The following is a 20,155-nucleotide window of genomic DNA, read 5'->3' as shown; positions in this document are numbered from 1 at the left end:
TCCACCCGCCCCCTCGGAAGGCTGAGCGGAGGTGTTCATCCGGGGATGGGCGCGCAGCGCCGTTCGACGCAGTCGAACTCATTGCATGTAGGTCGAAGCGAAGCCGACCGGAGGGCAATGCCCCCGGATGAATACCGGAGCGAAGGAACGCCGAGCCTCAGCGAGGGGCCGTACGTAAGGGGCGAGACCTTTGGTTCCTTTGGGCTGGGCCGGCACTCCGGCGTTTGCCAAAGGGACTCGCCGTAAGGGCGAAACCATAAGCCGCCGTTACCGCAGCAATGGATATGTACACCATCCAAAAAAACTCAGTGCCCCGTAACCCACTACCGCACCCCGAAATTACTGGGCAACAAAGCCAACGCCAACTGCGTCCGAGGCCGGCTGATTCTAGGATGCGTGCGGTGGGTAGTTGGCCAATATCCGCGTGACCGTTTGCCAGATGGCATCGCGACGATCCGTCGGGTTCGGCGTGCGACTGAGTATCTGTTCGTCACTGCCGCGCCACACCAGTTTGCCGTCCTTGCCATCGAGCAGGTCGATCTGAATGGTCGCCACTTTGTAGCTGACATTGCGGGTTTCGTTGTACATGGGGGCGCCGTAGTAGCCATACCAAGGGTTACCCCAGCCGCCGCCGTAATTGGTGGTCACCTGTTGTTGCCGCTCTTCGACAATCAGGTAGGTCTGCACATTCAAATCGCCCTTGGCGCCTACAGCGGCCGGACGCAGACCGCGCTGATCCAGTTGATCGGCAACCGCCTGACGGACGCGCTGTTCGGTCAGGTCGCTCTTGATTCGAGGATCATCGGGACGGTATTGCAGGGCGGGTTCTTTCCAGGTCCAGCTGCGATAGGCAGCAAAGTCACGGCTGGCGTCGAAGTCATGATTGACCTGGTTGGCGGCGCAGGCACTGAGCAGCGCAGCCACTGCCAGTAAAACAAAACGGCGGAACATGATGATTCTCCGGTTGAAGACATGATCCTGTGGAATGCTTCTTATCTACAAGAAGCTAACTAGGAGGATACGCCGACATTGCCTTTTCCACAGCCTCCCGTATGGCATCGGCCCGCTCGCTTTCACTGCCCCGGTTGCCGGTTTCAGCACTGGAACTCCATATCGGCTGACCGCTTTTGGCGTCAAACATGTCCACCTGCACGACCACGACCTGTTCCTGATAGGTACGGATGATCGGCACGGTGGCATATCCACCATATCCAGGGCCGTAGCCGTTGTAGCCGCCATAACCGCCGCCGTAATAGTCGTCCCGAACCTGACGCAAGCGGGTTTCCATCCGCAGGTCGGCGCTGACAAACAGGTCTGCCGGACGATTGTCATGCAACGGGCGCAGGCCGCGTTGATCCAGAGCATTGCTGACCGCTTCGGCAACCTGCGCCGAGTCCGCCCACGCGGTGCCCGGTGGCAGATGGCCGTTGAGCCAGGCCCAACTGCGGTACTTGCCGTAGTCACGGGGCGCCGCCGGGTAGGCGCTGCGATCGAACGTATTGGCAGCCTGGGGCGGCGCCGGTGGCAAAGGGTTGGACGTGGCGACATAAGGGTTACTGCCCTGACAGGCAGCCAGCCCCAGGCAGAACACCAGTACACCTGAATGACTTTTCATTGCATGCTCCAATCAGACAGGCCGACAGATCCAGTGCAAGTAACGCCCAAGCCCGGCAAAGCTTGGATGACGGCGATGGGCCAGTTCCATTTCCAGCAGGTCCGCCAGCTCGGCGCGGGCCTGGAATTCCACCGGCATGTAATCGTGAAAAACTCGCACGCCACTCTGTATTTCGACCTTCCACAGGCCTTCAAGTTGCGCCGCCAGCTCGCGCGGATCAAGGGGCTGCTGCGGGGTCAGGCTCTGCTTTTCACCGGCCATGTCGTTCTTGCGCATCTTGCGGAAATGGCCTTTGAGCAAGTTGCGATAAATCAGCGCATCGCGGTTGTAGAACGCCAGGGACAGCCAGCCATCCGCCTTGGTCAGTTGATGCAGCACCGGCAGGATGGCGTGGGGCTCGGCCAGCCATTCCAGCACCGCATGGCACAGCACCAGATCGTAAGGTTCGGTGAGCTGCCCGAGCAGTTCCTGCCAGGGTGCCTGAATGAATGTGGCGCTCTGCCCGGCTTCGGCAAAACGCTGGCGGGCGCCTTCGAGCATCGGTTCGGCAGGCTCGGCGAGGGTCACCTGATGGCCGCGCTCGGCCAGCCACAACGACATATGGCCAAGGCCGGCGCCGATGTCCAGAACGCGCAGCGGCCGGTCGGGCAAGGTTTCGGCCAGATCGGCCTGCAACACCGCCAGACGGATCGCACCTTTGGCACCGCCGTAGATTTTTTCGGCGAAACGGGTCGCCAGTTGATCGAAATGACGGTCGCTCATCAGTTGAACCTCCGTTCGCTGTCCGCCAGTTTGCTGCGCACCACGGCATCCATGTCCAGGCCCAGCTCACTGCACAACAGCAACAGATAAAGCACAATGTCACCGACTTCCTGCCCGGCGTGGGCGAGTTTGTCCGCCGACAACTGGCGTGACTGGTCTTCGGTCAGCCACTGGAAAATTTCCACCAGCTCGGACATTTCCACGCTCGCGGCCATGGCCAGGTTCTTCGGGCTGTGAAATTGCCGCCAGTCATTGCGGTCACGGATGGCGTGCAGGCGTTCGGTCAGTTCAACAAGGTTCATCGGGCTCTCCTGAAGGCGTATAGCTTCGGGGGGATCACAGGTGAAGGCAAGGGGCAGAAGATACATGCTCATCTGTGCAACCCTCTATGCTTGTGGGAACTCGGCAGCATGATCGACAGCCCAAGACTCAATTCTCTTTAATCAGGACGTTCACTCCATGCAGGTAGAAGGTTTTTCCGAATGGCTCGGCCAGGTACTCGGCTCGATCATCCGCTTCATCGTTGATGGCCTCAGTGGGCTGTTCAATCTGTTGAGCAACGCCAGCAGCAACTTTGTCGAAGGCTTGTCCCAAGCGCTGGGCATGGATACCTCGGTCGTCAGCATCGTGACCCTGATCCTCGGGCTGCTACTGCTGTGGTCGGCGATCCGCGCCTTTCTCAATGCGTCGTTCATCATGGGGATTATCTGGTTGGTGCTGGGGCTTTGGTTGCTCAGCTGGATCATCCACTGACACCACTGACACCACTGAACACCTGTGGGAGCGAGCTTGCTCGCGATGGCGGCGGCACATCAAAAATTGATTCAACTGAAAGACCGCTATCGCGAGCAAGCTCGCTCCCACATTGGATCTCTGGTGTTTTATGGATTGAGCTCACTTAGCCAACCCGTTTTCACCGCTACAATGCCCGCTCCCCCAAGGAGCCTGCATGTCCAACCTGACCGCCGACTGGCGCGACCGCCCTACCCATCGCCGGGTCTGGGCACTCGCCGCGCCGATGATTCTTTCGAACATTTCCGTACCGCTGGTGGCACTGGTCGACAGCACCGTCATCGGTCACCTGCCCCATGCCCATCAACTTGGCGCCGTCGCGGTCGGGGCCAGCCTGTACACCTTCCTCGCCTGGGCCATGGGCTTTCTGCGCATGGGCTCCACCGGGTTCGCCGCCCAGGCGGCGGGGCGCGGGGATGGCGCGGCCTTGCGGCAGATTCTGTTGCAAGGCCTGCTGCTCGCCATCGGCCTGGCCGTGGTGTTGGGTGCGGTGGGCGTGCCATTGAGCGCGATCGCATTGCACTTCATGCAACCGTCGGCTGAGCTCGATCAACTGACCCGCGAGTTCTTCCACACCCGCCTGTTCGGCCTGCCGGCGGCGCTCGCCAGTTATGCACTGGTCGGCTGGTTTCTCGGCACCCAGAATGCCCGGGCGCCGCTGGCGATTTTGCTGACCACCAACCTGGTCAACATTGCCCTGAACCTGTGGTTCGTCCTCGGCCTGGAATGGGGCGTGGTCGGTGCGGCCAGGGCCTCGGTGATTGCCGAATGGACCGGTGCACTGATCGGTTTGCTGATGACTCGCAAAGCCCTGCGCGCCTACCCCGGGCCTATCGTTTGGGCGGCATTGGCGCTGTGGCAGAGTTGGCGGCCATTGCTGGCGGTCAACCGTGACATCTTCATCCGCAGCCTGGCGCTGCAATCGGTGTTCTTCCTGATCACGGTGCAAGGCACGCGGCTGGGCGACGCCACGGTCGCAGCCAACGCTCTTTTGCTCAATGGCCTGCTGCTGACCGCCCACGCCCTCGATGGCCTGGCCCACGCCGTCGAAGCCCTGTGCGGACATGCGCTTGGCGCCCGCGACCGCGATGCCCTGCGCCGTTCATTGGTGGTGGCTGGTGGCTGGTCGTTGCTGGCGAGCCTGGGGTTCGCCGCGCTGTTTCTGTTCGCCGGGCATCTATTCATCGAAATGCAGACCAACATTCAGAGCGTACGCGACACCGCATTCATCTACCTGCCCTACCTCGCCGTGCTGCCGCTGATTGCCGTCTGGAGTTACCTGCTCGACGGTCTGTTCATCGGCGCCACCCGCGCCAGGGAAATGCGCAACGGCATGCTGCTGACCGTGGCGCTGGTGCTGCCTATCGGCTGGGCACTGCAAGGCGGGGGCAACCATGGCCTGTGGATAACCTTTTTGTTGTTCATGCTCCTGCGCAGTCTGACCCTTGGCGTGATTGCCTGGCGCCTGCGCCGTCACGATGGCTGGTTCGCTGGCAGCACTCACTGAACGGGGCGACCTCATGACCCGGGTGGATCGTTCTGCCACAAGTGACGCAGGCTATCGAGGCGTTCCTGTTGAGTCCGCCCCGGCAACGGCTGCACGGGCACGGCGTCGGGATACTGCAAGCGCAGCCATATCCAGCCATCAAGCACCGGGCGCTCGCTGAAACCCAGCGCCACCCCTTCTTGCACATGGGCCCACAGGCGGGAGAAATCGGCACCGGTGGATTGGCTCCAGCGCCAGGCCTGCTGTTCGAGCAGGCAGGTTTGCAGTTTTTCCTGTTGCCCGGCGCTGAGGTTCTCCTCGACTGCCAACGGGCTGACCGCCAGCCTCGGGTTGGACAAGCGCTGCCAGCCCTCACATCCCATCGCGCGGTCGGCCCAGCTGCCACCGAACCAGCGCAACTGGTTGATGGGCCCGAGCCAGCGACTCAGTTCAACGGCATCGCTGGCATCGAAGAAATAGCTTGCCGTGATCGGGTTGTAGTAGCTCAAAAGGGCCCGGTGCAGGCCAAGCGTGACCGTGAGCATGCGCCGCAAATGCGCCAGCAACGACGCAGCGCTGGCCTCGCTGACCATCAGCAATCCGGGCCAGCGTTGTCCGTCGACGATGCATAAATCGGCCAGTACCGGGCAGGTGCGCAGATCGACCAGGACCGGTCCCTGCTCATGCAGCGCATGCCACTCCGTGCCTTCGAACAACCCTGACCACCGGGCCTGCGCAAACATCTGCCGAAGTGTGGCACCCGCCTGCGGCGTGCCCGGCACATCCAGCAACAGCCACTGCGGGGGTGCCTCGGGCGTGCGTGTGGCGATCATGCTCCAGAGCTCTGGCCAAGCTGCGTCGCCAGACGACAGGTGCACAACGCCTGTGCGCAATGGTTGAAACTGCCACCGCCGGGCAGCAGGCACAACACCAGCAATGGCTCCCCCGACCGCAACCATTGCTCCAGGCCCTCATCATGGGTGCAGCCGGGCTGGGGGGTGTCAGCGTCCGTCACTTCGACCGTTGCCGGCGCATGCAGCAGCCCGGTTATCTGCGGTTGATCGGGATCGCCTTCGACAAAACCCACGACCAGTTCAGTCCCTTCCCGCAATGGCAAGAACGTCGATGCCTGCAGTTGCCTGGCCAGGGGTAACCAGCAATGGCTGGGCGCAGCCCCTTCGCCCTGATAAAGCCAGTCGAACTGCACCGGTACCTGCCTTGCCGGGTCGGGGCCTGGTTCATCGACCTCGACGACCCACGCCCGTTGCAGGCTATGCATTTGTGGTTTGACCGTCACACAGGGCGGCGCGAAGGGTGTCGGCCACTGCAGGGCACGGGCCTGATTGTGGTAAGGCGTCGCCGTATCCTGACTGCCCCAATGCTCAACGTGGGTTAGCAACCAGAGGCGATTGCATTCGGCAACCGGATGACCGGACAGCGGCATCAGCCGACCGCTGCGCAGGGTCACCAGGTCTGTCCGGCATTCGGCACTCTGCGCCGCTGTCCCACCGCAGTGCTGACGCTCGAACTGCCGCACCGCCGGCCGATCGCCCTCGCTGCGCAATACCGCAGGTTCGCCGGTTGGAAAATGCTGATGATCATCCCCAAACACCACACAGTGCCCGCGAGCCCGGTGTTCGAAGCGGTAGTGAAGCCGTTCCTGGGCGCACAGTCGCTGCAGAAACTGCAGATCCGACTCTCGATATTGCGTGCAGAAATCCCGGGGCGGGTATTCGCCGCTCAGCGCCAAGCGTCGATCTTTGCCGGTAATGCCGTGCTCCTTGAGCACCCGGTCGAGGATTTGCGGCACTGAAAGGGCGCTGAAAATTCGTTGGCTGAAGCGCTGGGCCAGGCATGCCAGTTTTGGCCCCAGACGCACCTGGCAGAGCCGGGGTCCCGAGGCATGATCACGCTGGACGAGTTCATGCAATTGTCCATGCACGTGGCTTCCAGCTGGTCCGAAATGCAACGAGGCCGGGCGGTACAGCAAACTGGCAAGGTCAAGCACCGGGTCATCGATCAGCAGTTCCAGGTCGAACACGAACGGCTCGCTGATGGCCTCTTTACCGGTAAAGGCCAGGACCTCAAAGGAGTCGGGCAGACCTGCTACATCCAGACGAAATGACGGTTCGCTGACTGGATTGAACATCGGCGTTTCTCTACAGGAGGGGCGGTCGGGGATTCTCGCTGAGAGACATCGCCGAGTAGAGTGCCGAAATACAAATTAGGAAATAACCTACGCGAAAAGGAGACCAAATGCTTTGGGTGGCCGAGGACGCGGGAAATTTCGCCTGGAATAGGAGAATTGCCGCACCAGGTCATCTGAAATTTCCGCGGCAAACGGAAAATTTTCAGACAACCTGATGAGCATGGCGCTTACCTCAGGAAGACAGGTAAGACGAACGGGTCAGCCCCAGACGCAAGGCATCGAGGAACTGCGTGCGCTCGGTGGCGCTGATGCGGGCACTGGCACACTTGTCGCGGTAGTGAGTCATCAGCTCCTCCGGCGACAAATGCACGTAACGCAGCATGTCTTCGATGGTGTCGTGGGTTTCGATACCGGCGTGGTACACGCTACCGTCGGCGTTCTGATAGATGTTCACCGAGTCGGTGTCACCGAACAGGTTGTGCATGTCGCCAAGAATTTCCTGGTAGGCGCCCACCAGGAAGATCCCCAGCAGATAGTCTTCACCTTCATTCAGACCGTGCACCGGCAAGCTGGTCTCGATGCTCTGCTCGTCGACGTACTGCTTGATCTTGCCGTCGGAGTCGCAGGTCAGGTCTTGCAGCACGGCACGGCGCAGCGGCTCTTCGTCGAGTCGGTGCAGCGGCAGGATCGGCAGGACCTGGCCGATGGCCCAGGTGTCCGGCAGGCTCTGGAATACCGAGAAGTTGCAGATGTACTTGTCAGCCAGCTTGTCGTTGAGTTCGTCGAGCACCTGACGGTGAGAACGCTGACGGGCTTTCAACGAGTTGTGCAGGCGGCGGCAAACGGCGAAGTAGCATTGCTCGGCCAGGGCTTTTTGCGCCAGGGTCAGCTTGCCATCGGCGTATTGAGTGGCCACGTCGCTCATGTAGTGCGTGGCGCGCCAGTAAGTCTCGGTGACCATTTCGATGTCGGTCGGGCCGAGCAGGTCAACCAGCCACTGCACGGTTTCCGGCAGCTCTTCCTTGTTATCGATCTTCGGCACGTCGTCGTTGTGTTTCTCGACGTCGGTCACCTGCACCACCAGCATGGCGTGGTGAGCGGTCAGGGAGCGTCCGCTTTCGGAGAAGATGTTCGGGTGCGGCAGGCTCTGCGCGTCGCAGAACTCCTTGAGCATCCCGACCACGACACCGGCGTAATCGTCCATGTCGTAGTTGATCGAACTGGCGTTACGCGAGTGAGTACCGTCGTAGTCCACGCCCAAACCGCCGCCGACGTCGATGTGATCCACCGGCAGGCCAAGGTTGCGCAACTCGCCGTAATAACGGATCGCTTCCTTGAAGCCGTGCTGGTAGTCCGCCAGGTTGGCGATCTGCGAGCCCATGTGGAAGTGCAACAGGCGAATGCCCTGATCCAGACCGGCAGCGCGGAAACGCTCGACCACCGACAGCAGTTGCGCCGCCGACAGGCCGAACTTGGATTTTTCACCACCGGTGTCTGCCCACTTGCTCGACGCCAGGGACGACAGACGCACGCGCAAGCCGACCTGCGGCTTGACCTTGAGCGCCGCCGCTTCTTCGATCACCAGACCGACTTCGGATTCTTTCTCGATCACGATGAACACGTTGTGGCCGAGCTTCTGGCCCATCAGCGCCAGACGGATGAACTCGCGGTCCTTGTAACCGTTGCAGACGATGGTGCCGCCCTTCGGCGCCAATGCCAGTACCGCCAGCAGTTCCGGCTTGGAGCCGGCTTCCAGACCGATGGAAACGTTCTGGGTAGCAATGATGTTTTCGATCACCGCTTCCTGCTGGTTAACCTTGATCGGGTACAGCGCGGTGTACTTGCTCTGATATTCCAGGCGCTCGATGTTGGCGTCGAACGCACCGGTCAGCTGACGCACGCGGTCTTGCAGGATGTCGGGGAAACGCACCAGCAATGGCAAGGACAAACCGCTTTTGCGCAGTTGGTCGACTTGCTCGAACAGGTCGATAGGCGAACTGGTCGGGCCGTTCGGACGAACTTCGACGCGACCGGCGTCATTGATCGCGAAATACCCGGCCCCCCAATGGCGAATCCCGTAAACACTGCGGCTGTCCGCAACTGTCCATTGGCTGCCATCGTCTTTGCGTGTGCGTCGTACGGACATCGAAGTCCCCTATAAAGAAGTCATAGAGCGTCGCCTGGGTTCAGGCCGGCGCAGTCTAAAGTATGAAAATGACGGTTCGTCAACGAGGGGGTAGACCTCGCTGACCGCAGTGAGTTTAGAAACCAGTCATGAACAGGCTCTGTGAAAACCATGGAGACGACGCCAGACCAGAATGAATCGGGACTGGATCAAGCCGTGGGTGGCTTTCACAGAGGCTGCTAGCCGCCGGACTTCTTCGCCTTGAAACCGAGCTTGATCAGTTCTGCCAAGAGTAGCTCGACATGATCGCCCTGGATTTCGATGACACCGTCTTTCAACGCGCCACCGGTACCGCAACGTTTCTTCAACGTCGTGGCCAGTTCCTTGAGCGCGTCTTCAGCCAATGGCACGCCGGTGATGGTGGTCACCGTCTTGCCGCCACGGCCCTTGCTTTCGCGACGCACGCGTGCAATGCCGTCACCGGCCGGGATAACGGTCTGTTTGCAGATGCAGGCGTCCACCGGTTTACTGCATTCCGGGCAATGACGACCTGCGTCGGTGGAAAATACCAGGCCGCCCAGGGCGGCGAAGGATGCGGCTTTTTTGGCCACCGGCAATCCTCTTCGGAGGACAAAGACTGGTCGCAGCACTCGGGAAGGCTATCGACCGCGAAGCCCCACTCAGGCAGGGGCAGCGCTACTGAAACGGTACCACCCTTGTAGGAGCGAGCTTGCTCGCGAAAAACCCACGGACAACACGTGCTGTCTGATACCGCGCGTTATCGTTGACGTCCATCGCGAGCAAGCTCGCTCCTACAGGTGAAGCAATACCGGTTCAGTTTGAAAAGTCGCGCAGTGTAACGGCAAAAACGCCGATTGCTAAGAGCCAATCGGCGCCAATTTATAGCTGTTTTGCGACGTCGGTCCGGTGTGAGCGCAAATAGCGCTTCAACGCGGCCAGAGAGTCCGGGCAATAAGGCTTTTGCCCGATTTCCAGCATGACCTGATCAATGGGGATAAAGCGTGCTTCCAGCACCTCTTCCGGTTGCAGGATCAACGGGCCGTCCCATACCGCCGAGAACGCCGAACACCACAGGCGATTGCCGGTGTCCTCGAAGAAAAAATGGTCATGAGCGGTCAGTTCCACGCCACTCACTCCCAGCTCTTCCTCCAGCTCCCGGGCCGCCGACTCGGCGTAGGTTTCACTGGCGAGCACCATGCCGCCCGCCGCCACGTCCCAGAAACCGGGATAGATCGCCTTGCTCAGGGTGCGCCGGTGCACGCACAGCTCGCCAGCGGAATTGAACAACATGATGTAGGTGCCACGCCCGATCAGCCCGCGCTCGCGCAAGTCGGAACGGACCAGGGCGCCAAGCAGGTTGTCCTGCTCGTCGACCCAGGCGATCTGTTCGGCATCGGACGCCGCGCGGTGCGCGGCTTCCCTGGTGTTATCAACCATGACTCAGCCCTGATTGAGCAATTGACGCAAATCGATCACCGCGGCGTTGGCCCGGGAAATGTAGTTGGCCATGACCAGCGAGTGGTTGGCCAGTACGCCGAAGCCACTGCCGTTGAGGATCATCGGGCTCCATACCGGCTCCTGCGACGCCTCCAGTTCACGAATGATCTGGCGCACGCTGACCGTGGCGTTCTTCTTTGCCAGTACGTCGGCGAAGTCGACTTCAATGGCGCGCAGCAAATGCGACAACGCCCAGGCCTGGCCGCGGGCTTCGTAGAACACGTTGTCGATTTGCAACCATGGGGTTTCAACGATTTCTTCGTCGACCTGCGGCGCCACGCCCGGTGCTACCACCTCGGTTTTCAACGCGGTGTTGAGCTTGACTCGGCCCACACTGGCCGACAGCCGTTGCGACAGCGAACCCAGACGGGTGCCGACATCACCCAGCCAGTTGTTCAGGTTATCGGCGCGGGCATAGAACAGCGCGCTCTTCTGGTTCGGATCGGACAGGCGCGCCTGATAGCGACTCAGAGAATTGATGCCTTCCTGATATTCGGACTCGCTGGATGGCAGCACCCAGCTCTTGTTGTCGAAGTTGAAACGCGGCTCGGCCTTGGCCAGGTCGGCGTCTTCGGCGGACTGCGACTGCGAACGGGCGAAGTCTTTACGCATTGCCCGGCTCAGGTCGCGGACCTGCACCAGCACACCGTATTCCCAGCTCGGCATGTTGTCCATCCACAGGCCTGGCGGAAATCGGTCGTTGGAAATATAGCCGCCCGGCTTGGTCAGCAAGGTGCCGGCGACGGTCTTCAGGGTTTCCACTGTGGTGTAGCCAACGACCATCTGCTTGCCTTCTTTCTCGGCCGCCAGTTGAGCGGTCTGCTGGACCGGGAACAGCGCCGGCTCCTGGCTCCAGTACCAGCCCAGGACACTCGCCACCAACAGGTAGATGCCCAGCAAAGTGGCCAGCGCCCGGCTGAACAACAGACCGCCCAGATAACTGCGGGTCTCCGACTTCGGTTCAGCGGCACGTTCAGGCGCACTGCCTGTGCGGTTCTTCCAGTCCAGCATGGCGATATCCTTTCAAGCTCTTGAGGTCAACGGTTCGACCACAACCATACAACAACGTGCCTTGGCCCGGCACCCGCCATCGCACCGATGCGGAAAATTACCGGTCTTGCGGATGAAAGGAGTTCCTGCCCACCAGATGACTGTGTTGCCGTCGAAATCCTCCTAATGGTTTGGATGACACGCCCCAAGGGAATCCCTGCCCCCTGAGGCCAATAAAAACTGGCCGATCCGCACCGCTCAGACAGCCGTAAATGGCCAATGGTCTGTCACCCGCCAATTGCCGCCCTACGCCCGTCAAGCGCCCTGATTCACGGCACTTCGCCTCCGCACACGGCGACTAAACAGCCCAGAATCAGACCGATCGATCACAAATTGAATGAAGCGACATTGCAGATTATTGACGTACAGCACTCATGTAATGGAAAAGTGGTGCTAGCATAGAGCCACCAGTCGACCTCAGCGTGCACCCTAACTAGTAGTCAGGATATGACCGAGCCAGAAGACCCCAGCCGCGAGCGCCTCAAGCACCACTTTGCCCAGCGGGTAATTCATCAGGCTCGTCAGATTCTTGAGATATGGCAGCGCCTGCAACGCAGTGAGTGGTCCACCGCCGACCTGTCGGAACTGAGCGAGGCCAATCTGCGTCTGCTGCGTTTCGCCGAGCGTTTCGAACAACCGGAACACACGCAATTGGCACGTCACATCGGTCAGTCCCTGGAGGCGGTCGACGCCAATCGCGGACGCCTGAGCAGCGGCCTGATCACCGACCTCAATCGCTTGATGCAGCGCCTGTCACGTACCGGCCTGCGCCATGGCGACCAACTCGATCAGACCTTCCTGCCACCGTTGCGCAAGCCCGTCTATGTGATGCTGCAGGATCACGGCCGCGCCGAGCGCCTGGCCAAACAACTGGAATTCTTCGGGCTCAGTGCCCAGTCCCTGGACAGCGTAGACGCGTTTCGCTCATCGATGGTCGAGCGCTTGCCGGCGGCGATTGTCATGGACGTGGATTTCAGCGGCCCCGGCGTCGGCCTGAAACTGGCCGCCGAAGCCCAGGAAGGCCTGGACCATCGCTTGCCGCTGCTGTTCTTCAGCCTGCACGAAACCGACACCCCGACCCGCCTCGCCGCCGTGCGTGCCGGCGGCCAGGAGTTCCTCACCGGTACCCTCGAAGCGTCGAGCCTGCTGGAGAAGATCGAAGTCCTGACCTGCGTTGCCCAGTACGAACCTTATAAAGTGCTGATCATCGACGACTCCCGCGCTCAGGCCCTGCACACCGAGCGCCTGCTCAACAGCGCAGGGATCATCACCCGGACGTTGATCGAGCCGATCCAGGCCATGGCCGAACTGGCGGATTTCCAGCCGGACCTGATCATCCTAGACATGTACATGCCGGCCTGCACCGGCACGGAACTGGCCAAGGTGATCCGCCATAACGACCGTTACGTCAGCGTGCCGATCATTTACCTGTCGGCCGAAGACGACCTGGACAAACAGCTCGACGCCATGAGCGAAGGCGGCGATGACTTCCTGACCAAACCGATCAAGCCCCGGCACCTGATCACCACCGTGCGTAACCGCGCGGCACGGGCACGCAACCTCAAGGCACGAATGGTCCGCGACAGTCTCACCGGCCTGTACAACCACACGCATATCCTGCAATTGCTCGAAGACTGCTCGTTCCGCGCCCGCCGCGAAAGCAAGCCACTGAGCTTTGCCATGCTCGACATCGACCATTTCAAACGGGTCAACGACAGCCACGGTCACCCCATGGGTGACCGGGTGATCAAGAGCCTGGCGCTGTTTCTCAAGCAACGCCTGCGCAAAACCGACTTCATTGGCCGCTACGGTGGTGAAGAGTTCGCCATTGTCATGCCGGACACCGATATCGAAGCGGCCTACAACGTGCTTGATGAAATCCGACAGCGTTTTGCCGAGATTCACTACCCCGCGCAACCCCAGGATCTGTGGTGCACCTTCAGCGCCGGGTTGGTGGAGTTATGCGAAAGCTCCGACAGCCTGATGATGGCCAGTCAGGCAGATGATGCGCTGTATCGCGCCAAACATGGCGGACGCAATCGAATACAGGCCGCTCGCACATCAAAGCAAAGTGCCACTTTTTTATCGGAGTCGACCGATACAGTCATAACCCTGTAACAGAAACGCAATAACTTCAGGCACTTACCATTTCTGCCGTTGGTAGTCCGTAATGCGCCTGAAGCTGCTGACCAATCTCAATACCCTCCTTCTGGTGGCCGTGTGCGTGGCCCTCGGCGCTACGCTGTGGTGGTCGCAGAAGGCCCTTGAGCGTCCGTATCTATTAATGGAGCGCTACCTGGGCCTGTCGCAGCAGTTTCAGAATGAAGTGGCCCGCAGCGTCGAGGATTACTTGGGCAGCGGCGATGCACTGCGCCTGAGCAGTGCCTCCCAAGGCATCGACAGCCTGAAGAAAGAACTCGGCGAATTGCCACCGGCCTTGGCCGAGACGCTGCGCCCCAGCCTGTCGACCCTTGAAGAATTCAGCAAAACCGACCTGTTGGCCGCCGGCAAACTGGCAGGCGATCCCCAGGCCTTGCTGCTACAGGCCGAGCGGGAACTGGGTGCCAGTCTCGATCAGCTCAGCCAGTACGCCAGTGGCAATGCGGCCTACCTGACGCCGCTGCTCACCGCATCGCAGCACCTGGGCAAATTGTCCCTGGCCCGGGACAAACTGGTCAGCAGCGGCCGCAGTGAACTGGCCTTCGATGTCGAACGCGAAGTGGCCAACATCCGCACCCAGGCCGAAAAACTGGACGCCCTGCCCTTGCTGGGCGTGACCACCAGCAACGAGTCGAACACCGACGATTTCGCCTCGATGATGGGCCTTGAGAACAAGGAAAAAACCGTCGCCGAAGATGCTGGCGTCGGCCTCAAGCGCGAACTCAACAGCCTGCTCACCCGCTATCCGGCCGAGCTCACGCGCACTCGCGATCAAATCCAGAAACGCGCCGACCTCAGCGCCGCGACTCACGTGAAAATCGCCGACGTGCAACAGGCCATTGCCGGGCTGGAACCGGTGGTGCGCGCCCAGCACGGGCAGATCCAGGGTGAAGTGCGGCTGATGCAAGGTGTGATGATCGGTTTGATTCTGTTGATCGCACTGCTGATAGACACCCTGCAGCGCAAACTGGCACGGACCCTGACGAACCTCGCTCCGGCCCTCTCGACCTGGGCCGAAGGCGACTTCAGCCACGACATTCAACTGGGTAACACCAACCGCGAACTGCATGACATTGAAGCGTCGCTCAACCGCTTGCGCGCCTATCTGGTGGACTTGGTGGGGACCATTCGCCGCAACGCCGAACAGGTGGCCGGCAGCAGTCGCACCCTGGCTGACCTGAGCAACGACTTGCACAGCGGTGCCGAGCATCAGGCCGGCGACACGGCACTGATCCGCGATTCCCTCAGTGAGCTGGAAGCGACCATCCAACAAGTCGCCGGCGATGCCAGCCAGGCCGCCGATGCCAGCCGCCACGCCGGCCTCGCCGTGGAGCATGGACAGAAAGTCATCGGCCTGAGCCTCACCGGCCTGCATGCGCTGGTGGATGAAGTGCAAGGCAATGCACAAATGATCGAACACCTGGCCGAAGAGTCGGCCACCATCGGCGGCGTGTTGACGGTGATCCGCTCGATTGCCGACCAGACCAACCTGCTGGCCTTGAACGCCGCCATCGAGGCGGCCCGGGCCGGGGAAATGGGCCGAGGCTTTGCCGTGGTGGCGGAAGAGGTGCGCTCACTGGCGCAACGTACCGCCGGGGCCACGGCGCAAATCCAGACGCTGATCGCAGGGCTGCAAACCGCCGCACGGCAATCGGTGGAAGGCATGCGCGCCCAGGTCGAACACGCCGAGGCCACGGCCAACCAGGCCCAGGCCGCCGATGGTGCGCTGGATAAAATCGTCGGGGCGATCCAGACCATTTCCGACACGGCGGTCCGCATCGCCGATGTCACAGCCCAGCAAAGCGGCGCTGTCAGCGAGATCCGTGGCCACAGTGAGCGGATTCACCAGTTGGGTGGGGATAACCTGCTGCGTATCGGCGAAGGGCGTGAGCAGGGAGAAAATCTTCTGGTGCTGGGTGGTCGATTGCATACAGCCGTTCAGGCCTTCCGCGTCTGATCAATCGCCTTTACTGTAGGAGCTGCCGAAGGCTGCGATCTTTTGATCTTGCTCTTGAGAGGCAAAGTCAGAAGATCGTCCGAACGCGGCCCGAGCCTTCGGCAGCTCCTACGCAGTTCGATGTGGTCATGCTCTCTCAGCTATCATCCCCCCAATTCCGATACGCGAGATCGTCATGCACCGTTTGCTTTGCCTGCTGTTTTTAGTGTTCGCCCTGCCGGCAAGCGCCACTGGTTTGCTGGAGAACCGATCCAGCTCAAGCCTGGGCTCGATCAACAACAGCGCCGACTTCCTGCCGGTGCGCGAAGCCTTCCAGCTGAGCCTGGTAGAAAGCACGCCGCAATCGATCAAGCTGCGCTTTGTCGCTACCGAAGGTTATTACCTCTACCGTCACCGTTTTCAGTTTCGCGCCGATCCGGCCGAAGTTTTCCTCGGCGCGGCGAAACTGCCCGACGGCCAGAAAAAACACGATGAATACTTCGGCGACGTCGAGGTCTACCACGGCATTCTCGACGTCGAGTTACCACGCACCGATCAGCGCGCCTTCACTCTGGCCGTGACCTATCAGGGTTGCGCCGACAAAGGTTTGTGCTACCCACCGGAAACCGAGCGTTTGAGCATCGACGGCAGCGGCGCTCCGGCGACGGCTTCTCCATGGAGCTGGCGTGAACTGGCGCTGTTTTTCCTCGCGGGCCTGGGCCTGACGTTCACGCCATGCGTGCTGCCCATGCTGCCGATCCTGTCCGGCGTGGTGCTGCGCGGCCAGGTCGGTGGCTGGCGCGGTTTCAATCTGTCACTGGCTTATGTGCTGCCGATGGCCGCCTGCTTTGCCCTGCTCGGTGCGCTGATGGGGCTATTCGGCGCCCAGCTCAATCTGCAGGCGCGGCTGCAATCGGCCTGGGTACTGGTGCCTTTCGCGATGTTTTTTGCGCTGTTCGCGTTGGCGATGTTCGGCGTCTTCGAACTCAAATTGCCGCACGCCATCAGCAGTCGCCTGGACCGCATCGCCGGTCGCGCCAAAGGCGGCTCACTGTGGGGCGCTGCGGTGTTGGGCGTGGTCTCCAGCTTGCTGGTTTCACCCTGTGTTTCGGCGCCATTGGCCGGCGCGCTGTTGTACATCAGCGCCAGTGGCGATGCGCTGGGCGGCGGCTTGAAACTGTTCATGCTCGGCCTCGGCATGGGCGCACCGCTGTTGCTGGTGGCCACCGGTGGCGCAGCCTGGCTGCCGAAAAGCGGTCCGTGGCTGGTCTACGTGAAAAACGCGATTGGCGTGTTGTTGCTGGGACTGGCGATCGGCCTGCTCAGCCGGGTCTTGCCCGGCCAGGTCAGTTTGCTGTTGATCGGGCTTCTGGCCGGTGGCGTCGGCTTGTTCATGGGCGCGCTGGAGTTCGTCTACAAGCCGCCGCGCAAGCGTCTCGGGCAGTTGCTCGGAATGTTCCTGGTGTTTTACGCCCTGGCCTGCTGGTACGGCGCGTTCAGCGGCCAGACCGACCCCTTCAATCCGATTGGCCAGCCGCACGTCGTCGAGGGCAACCAGCCTGTACAAGGCACCAGTGTCTGGCAAACCGTCAGCACTTCCGCCGATCTGGACCGCGTGCTCGCCGAGGCCCGGTCATCCGGCACACCGCTGCTGCTCGACTGGTACGCCGACTGGTGCATCAGCTGCAAAGTCATCGAACATGAGGTGCTGGACGACCCTGTCGTCATCGAACGCCTCAAGGGTTACCGGCTGATCCGCTTCGACATCACCGCCAGCAACGCCGAGCAACGCACCCTGCTCGACCGTTACCAGTTGTTCGGTCCTCCGGCGCTGATGTTTTTTGGCAAGGATGGTGTCGAACGCTCCGATGTACGGGTGATCGGCGAGATCAACGCCAGGGACTTCGCCGAACGTGTTGCCAGGGCGAATGACCACATTTAATCAAGCAGTCATATATTTCGCGCAAACATCGGTCATCGTGCTGGCTATTGCAGAGAACTGGACAGTCACAAAGGCTTTGCGGCATAGTCGCCGGGTTCTGACAATTGCTCACAGATAACATAGGAACCGCCGATGGCGACGTTACTCGTTCTGCACGGACCCAACCTGAACTTGCTCGGCACTCGTGAACCGGGCACCTACGGCGCCACGACGCTGGCGCAGATCAACCAGGACCTGGAACGCCGTGCCCGCGAAGCCGGTCACCATCTGCTGCACCTGCAAAGCAATGCCGAGTACGAATTGATCGACCGCATTCACGCTGCCCGCAGTGAAGGCGTGGACTTCATTCTGATCAACCCAGCAGCTTTTACACATACAAGTGTCGCATTACGTGACGCGCTGCTGGCGGTGAGCATCCCATTCATCGAAGTGCATTTGTCTAACGTGCACAAACGCGAACCTTTCCGCCATCACTCTTACTTCTCCGACGTAGCGGTGGGAGTGATCTGCGGCCTTGGCGCCAGCGGTTATCGACTGGCCCTGGAGGCCGCCCTGGAACAGCTTGAACAACAAGTTAACCGCCCCTGACCGACCCTTGGGAGTTGATGATTCATGGATATCCGTAAAGTTAAGAAACTGATCGAATTGCTGGAAGAGTCCGGCATCGACGAGCTCGAGATCAAGGAAGGCGAAGAGTCCGTACGCATCAGCCGTCATAGCAAGACCCCGGCTCAGCAGTACTACGCACCAGCTCCAATGCATGCTCCGGCTGCCGCGCCTGTCGCTGCCGCCGCTCCGGCTGCCGCTGCCGCACCTGCTGCTCCGGCCGCGCCAGCACTGAACGGCACCGTTGCCCGTTCGCCGATGGTCGGTACTTTCTATCGCAAGTCTTCGCCAACCTCGCCGTCCTTCGTGGAAGTCGGCCAGACCGTGAAGAAAGGCGACACCCTGTGCATCGTTGAAGCCATGAAGATGATGAACCACATCGAAGCTGAAACCAGCGGTGTGATCGAATCCATCCTCGTCGAAGACGGCCAGCCGGTTGAGTACGACCAACCGCTGTTCACCATCGTTTGAACCGCGGAGAGCCTTTGATGACTGCGAAGTTGGAAAAAGTTCTGATCGCCAACCGCGGTGAGATCGCCCTGCGGATCCTGCGCGCCTGCAAAGAAATGGGCATCAAGACCGTCGCCGTTTACTCCAAGGCTGACAAGGAACTGATGCACCTGGGCCTGGCAGACGAATCCGTCTGCATCGGTCCGGCATCGGCCGCCCATTCCTACCTGCACATTCCGGCAATCATTGCCGCGGCCGAAGTGACTGGCGCCACCGCCATTCACCCGGGCTACGGTTTCCTTGCGGAAAACGCCGACTTCGCCGAACAGGTCGAGAATTCCGGCTTCGCGTTCATTGGCCCGAAAGCCGAAACCATTCGCCTGATGGGCGACAAGGTATCGGCAAAGCACGCCATGATCGCTGCCGGCGTACCGACTGTTCCGGGTTCTGACGGCCCGCTGCCGGAAGACGAAGAAACCGCTCTGCGCATCGGTCGCGAAGTCGGTTACCCGGTGATCATCAAGGCCGCTGGCGGCGGCGGTGGTCGCGGCATGCGCGTTGTGCACAAAGAAGAAGACCTGATTTCCTCGGCGAAACTGACCCGCTCCGAAGCAGGCGCGGCGTTCGGCAACCCGATGGTCTATCTGGAAAAGTTTCTGACCAACCCACGTCACGTGGAAGTCCAGGTACTTTCCGATGGCCAGGGTCACGCTATCCATCTGGGCGACCGCGACTGCTCGCTGCAACGTCGTCACCAGAAGGTTCTTGAAGAAGCGCCGGCACCGGGCATCGACGAGAACGCACGTGAGGAAGTACTCGCACGCTGCGTCAGGGCGTGCATCGATATCGGCTACCGTGGCGCAGGCACTTTCGAGTTCCTGTACGAAAACGGTCGCTTCTACTTCATCGAGATGAACACTCGTGTCCAGGTAGAGCATCCGGTTTCGGAAATGGTCACCGGCATCGACATCGTCAAGGAGATGCTCAGCATCGCCGCCGGCAACAAGCTGTCGTTCACCCAGGATGACGTGGTCATCCGCGGTCACGCACTGGAATGCCGGATCAACGCCGAAGACCCGAAAACCTTCATGCCGAGCCCGGGCACGGTCAAGCATTTCCACGCTCCAGGCGGCAACGGCGTTCGCGTCGACTCGCACCTGTACAGTGGCTATGCCGTTCCACCGAACTACGATTCGTTGATTGGCAAGCTGATCACCTACGGCGCAACCCGTGACGAAGCCATGGCGCGCATGCGCAATGCGCTGGACGAAATCGTGGTCGACGGGATCAAGACCAACATCCCGTTGCACCGCGACCTGACCCGCGATGAAGGCTTCTGCAAAGGGGGCGTGAACATTCACTACCTCGAGCACAAGCTGGCTGGCGAGAAGCACTAAGCTTCGACCCGATCAACAAGGCCGCCTTCGGGCGGCTTTGTTGTTTCTGAAGCAAAGTCAAAAGATCGCCCGAGCGCGGACCGAGCCTTCGGCAGCTCCTACAGGTGAATGCATTCCAAATGTAGGAGCTGCCGAAGGCTGCGATCTTTTGATCTTCGGCCATGGTC

Annotated in this window: 17 protein-coding genes and 1 pseudogene; 8 read left to right on the top strand and 10 right to left on the bottom strand. The window is 60.8% G+C overall.

The window, feature by feature from the left end; translation table 11 throughout:
- Positions 1–387 precede the first annotated feature (387 nt).
- Genes AC1DKH_RS24920 through AC1DKH_RS24905 form a run of 4 tightly spaced genes read right to left on the bottom strand, consistent with a single transcriptional unit; the run spans position 388 to position 2,679 of the window.
- Positions 388–951: a DUF4136 domain-containing protein gene (locus AC1DKH_RS24920; protein ID WP_477754455.1), complete on the bottom strand. Its 564-nt coding sequence runs from the start codon at positions 949–951 to the stop codon at positions 388–390.
- A 55-nt stretch (positions 952–1,006) separates the two neighbouring features.
- The gene (locus tag AC1DKH_RS24915; RefSeq protein ID WP_477799610.1) at positions 1,007–1,615 is read right to left on the bottom strand and encodes a DUF4136 domain-containing protein; all 609 of its coding nucleotides are present in this window, start codon (positions 1,613–1,615) and stop codon (positions 1,007–1,009) included.
- Between the two features lie 12 nt (positions 1,616–1,627).
- A complete protein-coding gene (locus tag AC1DKH_RS24910) occupies positions 1,628–2,377 on the bottom strand; it encodes a methyltransferase domain-containing protein (protein ID WP_477799609.1) in 750 nt (249 codons plus the stop codon).
- Complete coding sequence (locus AC1DKH_RS24905) at positions 2,377–2,679, bottom strand: MazG-like family protein (RefSeq protein ID WP_477799608.1); 303 nt, start codon at positions 2,677–2,679, stop codon at positions 2,377–2,379. The genes AC1DKH_RS24910 and AC1DKH_RS24905 overlap by 1 nt, the downstream gene beginning before the upstream one ends.
- Positions 2,680–2,836: 157 nt before the next feature.
- On the opposite strand from AC1DKH_RS24905, the gene AC1DKH_RS24900 reads away from it, so the two are divergent.
- Both AC1DKH_RS24900 and AC1DKH_RS24895 read left to right on the top strand, forming a co-directional pair.
- Entirely contained in the window at positions 2,837–3,130 is a 294-nt protein-coding gene (locus AC1DKH_RS24900; protein WP_477754458.1) for a hypothetical protein, read from the top strand.
- Between the two features lie 196 nt (positions 3,131–3,326).
- A complete protein-coding gene (locus tag AC1DKH_RS24895) occupies positions 3,327–4,676 on the top strand; it encodes an MATE family efflux transporter (protein WP_477754459.1) in 1,350 nt (449 codons plus the stop codon).
- An 11-nt stretch (positions 4,677–4,687) separates the two neighbouring features.
- Here the strand turns inward: AC1DKH_RS24895 and AC1DKH_RS24890 are convergent, their stop codons facing one another.
- The 6 genes from AC1DKH_RS24890 to AC1DKH_RS24865 form a co-directional block, all read right to left on the bottom strand.
- Complete coding sequence (locus AC1DKH_RS24890) at positions 4,688–5,488, bottom strand: DUF4123 domain-containing protein (RefSeq protein ID WP_477799607.1); 801 nt, start codon at positions 5,486–5,488, stop codon at positions 4,688–4,690.
- The gene (locus tag AC1DKH_RS24885) at positions 5,485–6,804 is read right to left on the bottom strand and encodes a type VI secretion system Vgr family protein (RefSeq protein ID WP_477799606.1); all 1,320 of its coding nucleotides are present in this window, start codon (positions 6,802–6,804) and stop codon (positions 5,485–5,487) included. Before AC1DKH_RS24885 ends, AC1DKH_RS24890 begins: the two co-directional genes overlap by 4 nt.
- 232 nt (positions 6,805–7,036) lie before the next feature.
- Positions 7,037–8,950, bottom strand: a complete 1,914-nt coding sequence (gene speA / locus AC1DKH_RS24880) for an arginine decarboxylase (RefSeq protein ID WP_115947750.1) — start codon at positions 8,948–8,950, stop codon at positions 7,037–7,039.
- Between the two features lie 218 nt (positions 8,951–9,168).
- A complete protein-coding gene (locus AC1DKH_RS24875) occupies positions 9,169–9,540 on the bottom strand; it encodes a translation initiation factor Sui1 (RefSeq protein WP_007991289.1) in 372 nt (123 codons plus the stop codon).
- A 289-nt stretch (positions 9,541–9,829) separates the two neighbouring features.
- Positions 9,830–10,387, bottom strand: coding sequence for an NUDIX hydrolase (locus AC1DKH_RS24870; protein ID WP_477799605.1), 558 nt, complete (start codon positions 10,385–10,387; stop codon positions 9,830–9,832).
- A 3-nt stretch (positions 10,388–10,390) separates the two neighbouring features.
- Positions 10,391–11,458 carry a DUF2333 family protein gene (locus tag AC1DKH_RS24865; RefSeq protein WP_108219840.1) on the bottom strand — a complete coding sequence of 356 codons (1,068 nt, stop codon included), beginning with the start codon at positions 11,456–11,458 and terminating at the stop codon, positions 10,391–10,393.
- A gap of 486 nt (positions 11,459–11,944) precedes the next feature.
- Here AC1DKH_RS24865 and gcbA point away from each other — a divergent pair, with 486 nt between their 5' ends.
- The 6 genes and pseudogenes from gcbA to accC all read left to right on the top strand — a co-directional run bounded on the left by gcbA (position 11,945) and on the right by accC (position 19,988).
- Complete coding sequence (gene gcbA, locus AC1DKH_RS24860; RefSeq protein ID WP_477799604.1) at positions 11,945–13,615, top strand: diguanylate cyclase GcbA; 1,671 nt, start codon at positions 11,945–11,947, stop codon at positions 13,613–13,615.
- A gap of 1,483 nt (positions 13,616–15,098) precedes the next feature.
- Positions 15,099–15,614 (top strand): annotated as a pseudogene (locus AC1DKH_RS24855) (methyl-accepting chemotaxis protein); the annotation flags it as partial.
- Positions 15,615–15,789: 175 nt separating this feature from the next.
- Positions 15,790–17,535: a protein-disulfide reductase DsbD gene (locus AC1DKH_RS24850; protein WP_477799603.1), complete on the top strand. Its 1,746-nt coding sequence runs from the start codon at positions 15,790–15,792 to the stop codon at positions 17,533–17,535.
- A gap of 132 nt (positions 17,536–17,667) precedes the next feature.
- Entirely contained in the window at positions 17,668–18,123 is a 456-nt protein-coding gene (gene aroQ / locus AC1DKH_RS24845) for a type II 3-dehydroquinate dehydratase (RefSeq protein WP_007971361.1), read from the top strand.
- Between the two features lie 24 nt (positions 18,124–18,147).
- Positions 18,148–18,612 carry an acetyl-CoA carboxylase biotin carboxyl carrier protein gene (gene accB / locus AC1DKH_RS24840; RefSeq protein WP_477756861.1) on the top strand — a complete coding sequence of 155 codons (465 nt, stop codon included), beginning with the start codon at positions 18,148–18,150 and terminating at the stop codon, positions 18,610–18,612.
- A 17-nt stretch (positions 18,613–18,629) separates the two neighbouring features.
- A complete protein-coding gene (accC, locus tag AC1DKH_RS24835) occupies positions 18,630–19,988 on the top strand; it encodes an acetyl-CoA carboxylase biotin carboxylase subunit (protein WP_477756862.1) in 1,359 nt (452 codons plus the stop codon).
- Positions 19,989–20,155: the final 167 nt, after the last annotated feature.

It is taken from the genome of Pseudomonas sp. 05L36 (assembly GCF_056398125.1).
This window is presented reverse-complemented; position numbering and strand designations above follow the sequence as displayed.

Bases quoted from the DNA above. Each gene is read 5' to 3' on its own strand.
- AC1DKH_RS24920 (WP_477754455.1), bottom strand. From the start codon at position 951: ATGTTCCGCCGTTTTGTTTTACTGGCAGTGGCTGCGCTGCTCAGTGCC.
- AC1DKH_RS24915 (WP_477799610.1), bottom strand. From the start codon at position 1,615: ATGAAAAGTCATTCAGGTGTACTGGTGTTCTGCCTGGGGCTGGCTGCC.
- AC1DKH_RS24910 (WP_477799609.1), bottom strand. From the start codon at position 2,377: ATGAGCGACCGTCATTTCGATCAACTGGCGACCCGTTTCGCCGAAAAA.
- AC1DKH_RS24905 (WP_477799608.1), bottom strand. From the start codon at position 2,679: ATGAACCTTGTTGAACTGACCGAACGCCTGCACGCCATCCGTGACCGC.
- AC1DKH_RS24900 (WP_477754458.1), top strand. From the start codon at position 2,837: ATGCAGGTAGAAGGTTTTTCCGAATGGCTCGGCCAGGTACTCGGCTCG.
- AC1DKH_RS24895 (WP_477754459.1), top strand. From the start codon at position 3,327: ATGTCCAACCTGACCGCCGACTGGCGCGACCGCCCTACCCATCGCCGG.
- AC1DKH_RS24890 (WP_477799607.1), bottom strand. From the start codon at position 5,488: ATGATCGCCACACGCACGCCCGAGGCACCCCCGCAGTGGCTGTTGCTG.
- AC1DKH_RS24885 (WP_477799606.1), bottom strand. From the start codon at position 6,804: ATGTTCAATCCAGTCAGCGAACCGTCATTTCGTCTGGATGTAGCAGGT.
- speA (WP_115947750.1), bottom strand. From the start codon at position 8,950: ATGTCCGTACGACGCACACGCAAAGACGATGGCAGCCAATGGACAGTT.
- AC1DKH_RS24870 (WP_477799605.1), bottom strand. From the start codon at position 10,387: ATGGTTGATAACACCAGGGAAGCCGCGCACCGCGCGGCGTCCGATGCC.
- AC1DKH_RS24865 (WP_108219840.1), bottom strand. From the start codon at position 11,458: ATGCTGGACTGGAAGAACCGCACAGGCAGTGCGCCTGAACGTGCCGCT.
- gcbA (WP_477799604.1), top strand. From the start codon at position 11,945: ATGACCGAGCCAGAAGACCCCAGCCGCGAGCGCCTCAAGCACCACTTT.
- AC1DKH_RS24850 (WP_477799603.1), top strand. From the start codon at position 15,790: ATGCACCGTTTGCTTTGCCTGCTGTTTTTAGTGTTCGCCCTGCCGGCA.
- aroQ (WP_007971361.1), top strand. From the start codon at position 17,668: ATGGCGACGTTACTCGTTCTGCACGGACCCAACCTGAACTTGCTCGGC.
- accB (WP_477756861.1), top strand. From the start codon at position 18,148: ATGGATATCCGTAAAGTTAAGAAACTGATCGAATTGCTGGAAGAGTCC.
- accC (WP_477756862.1), top strand. From the start codon at position 18,630: ATGACTGCGAAGTTGGAAAAAGTTCTGATCGCCAACCGCGGTGAGATC.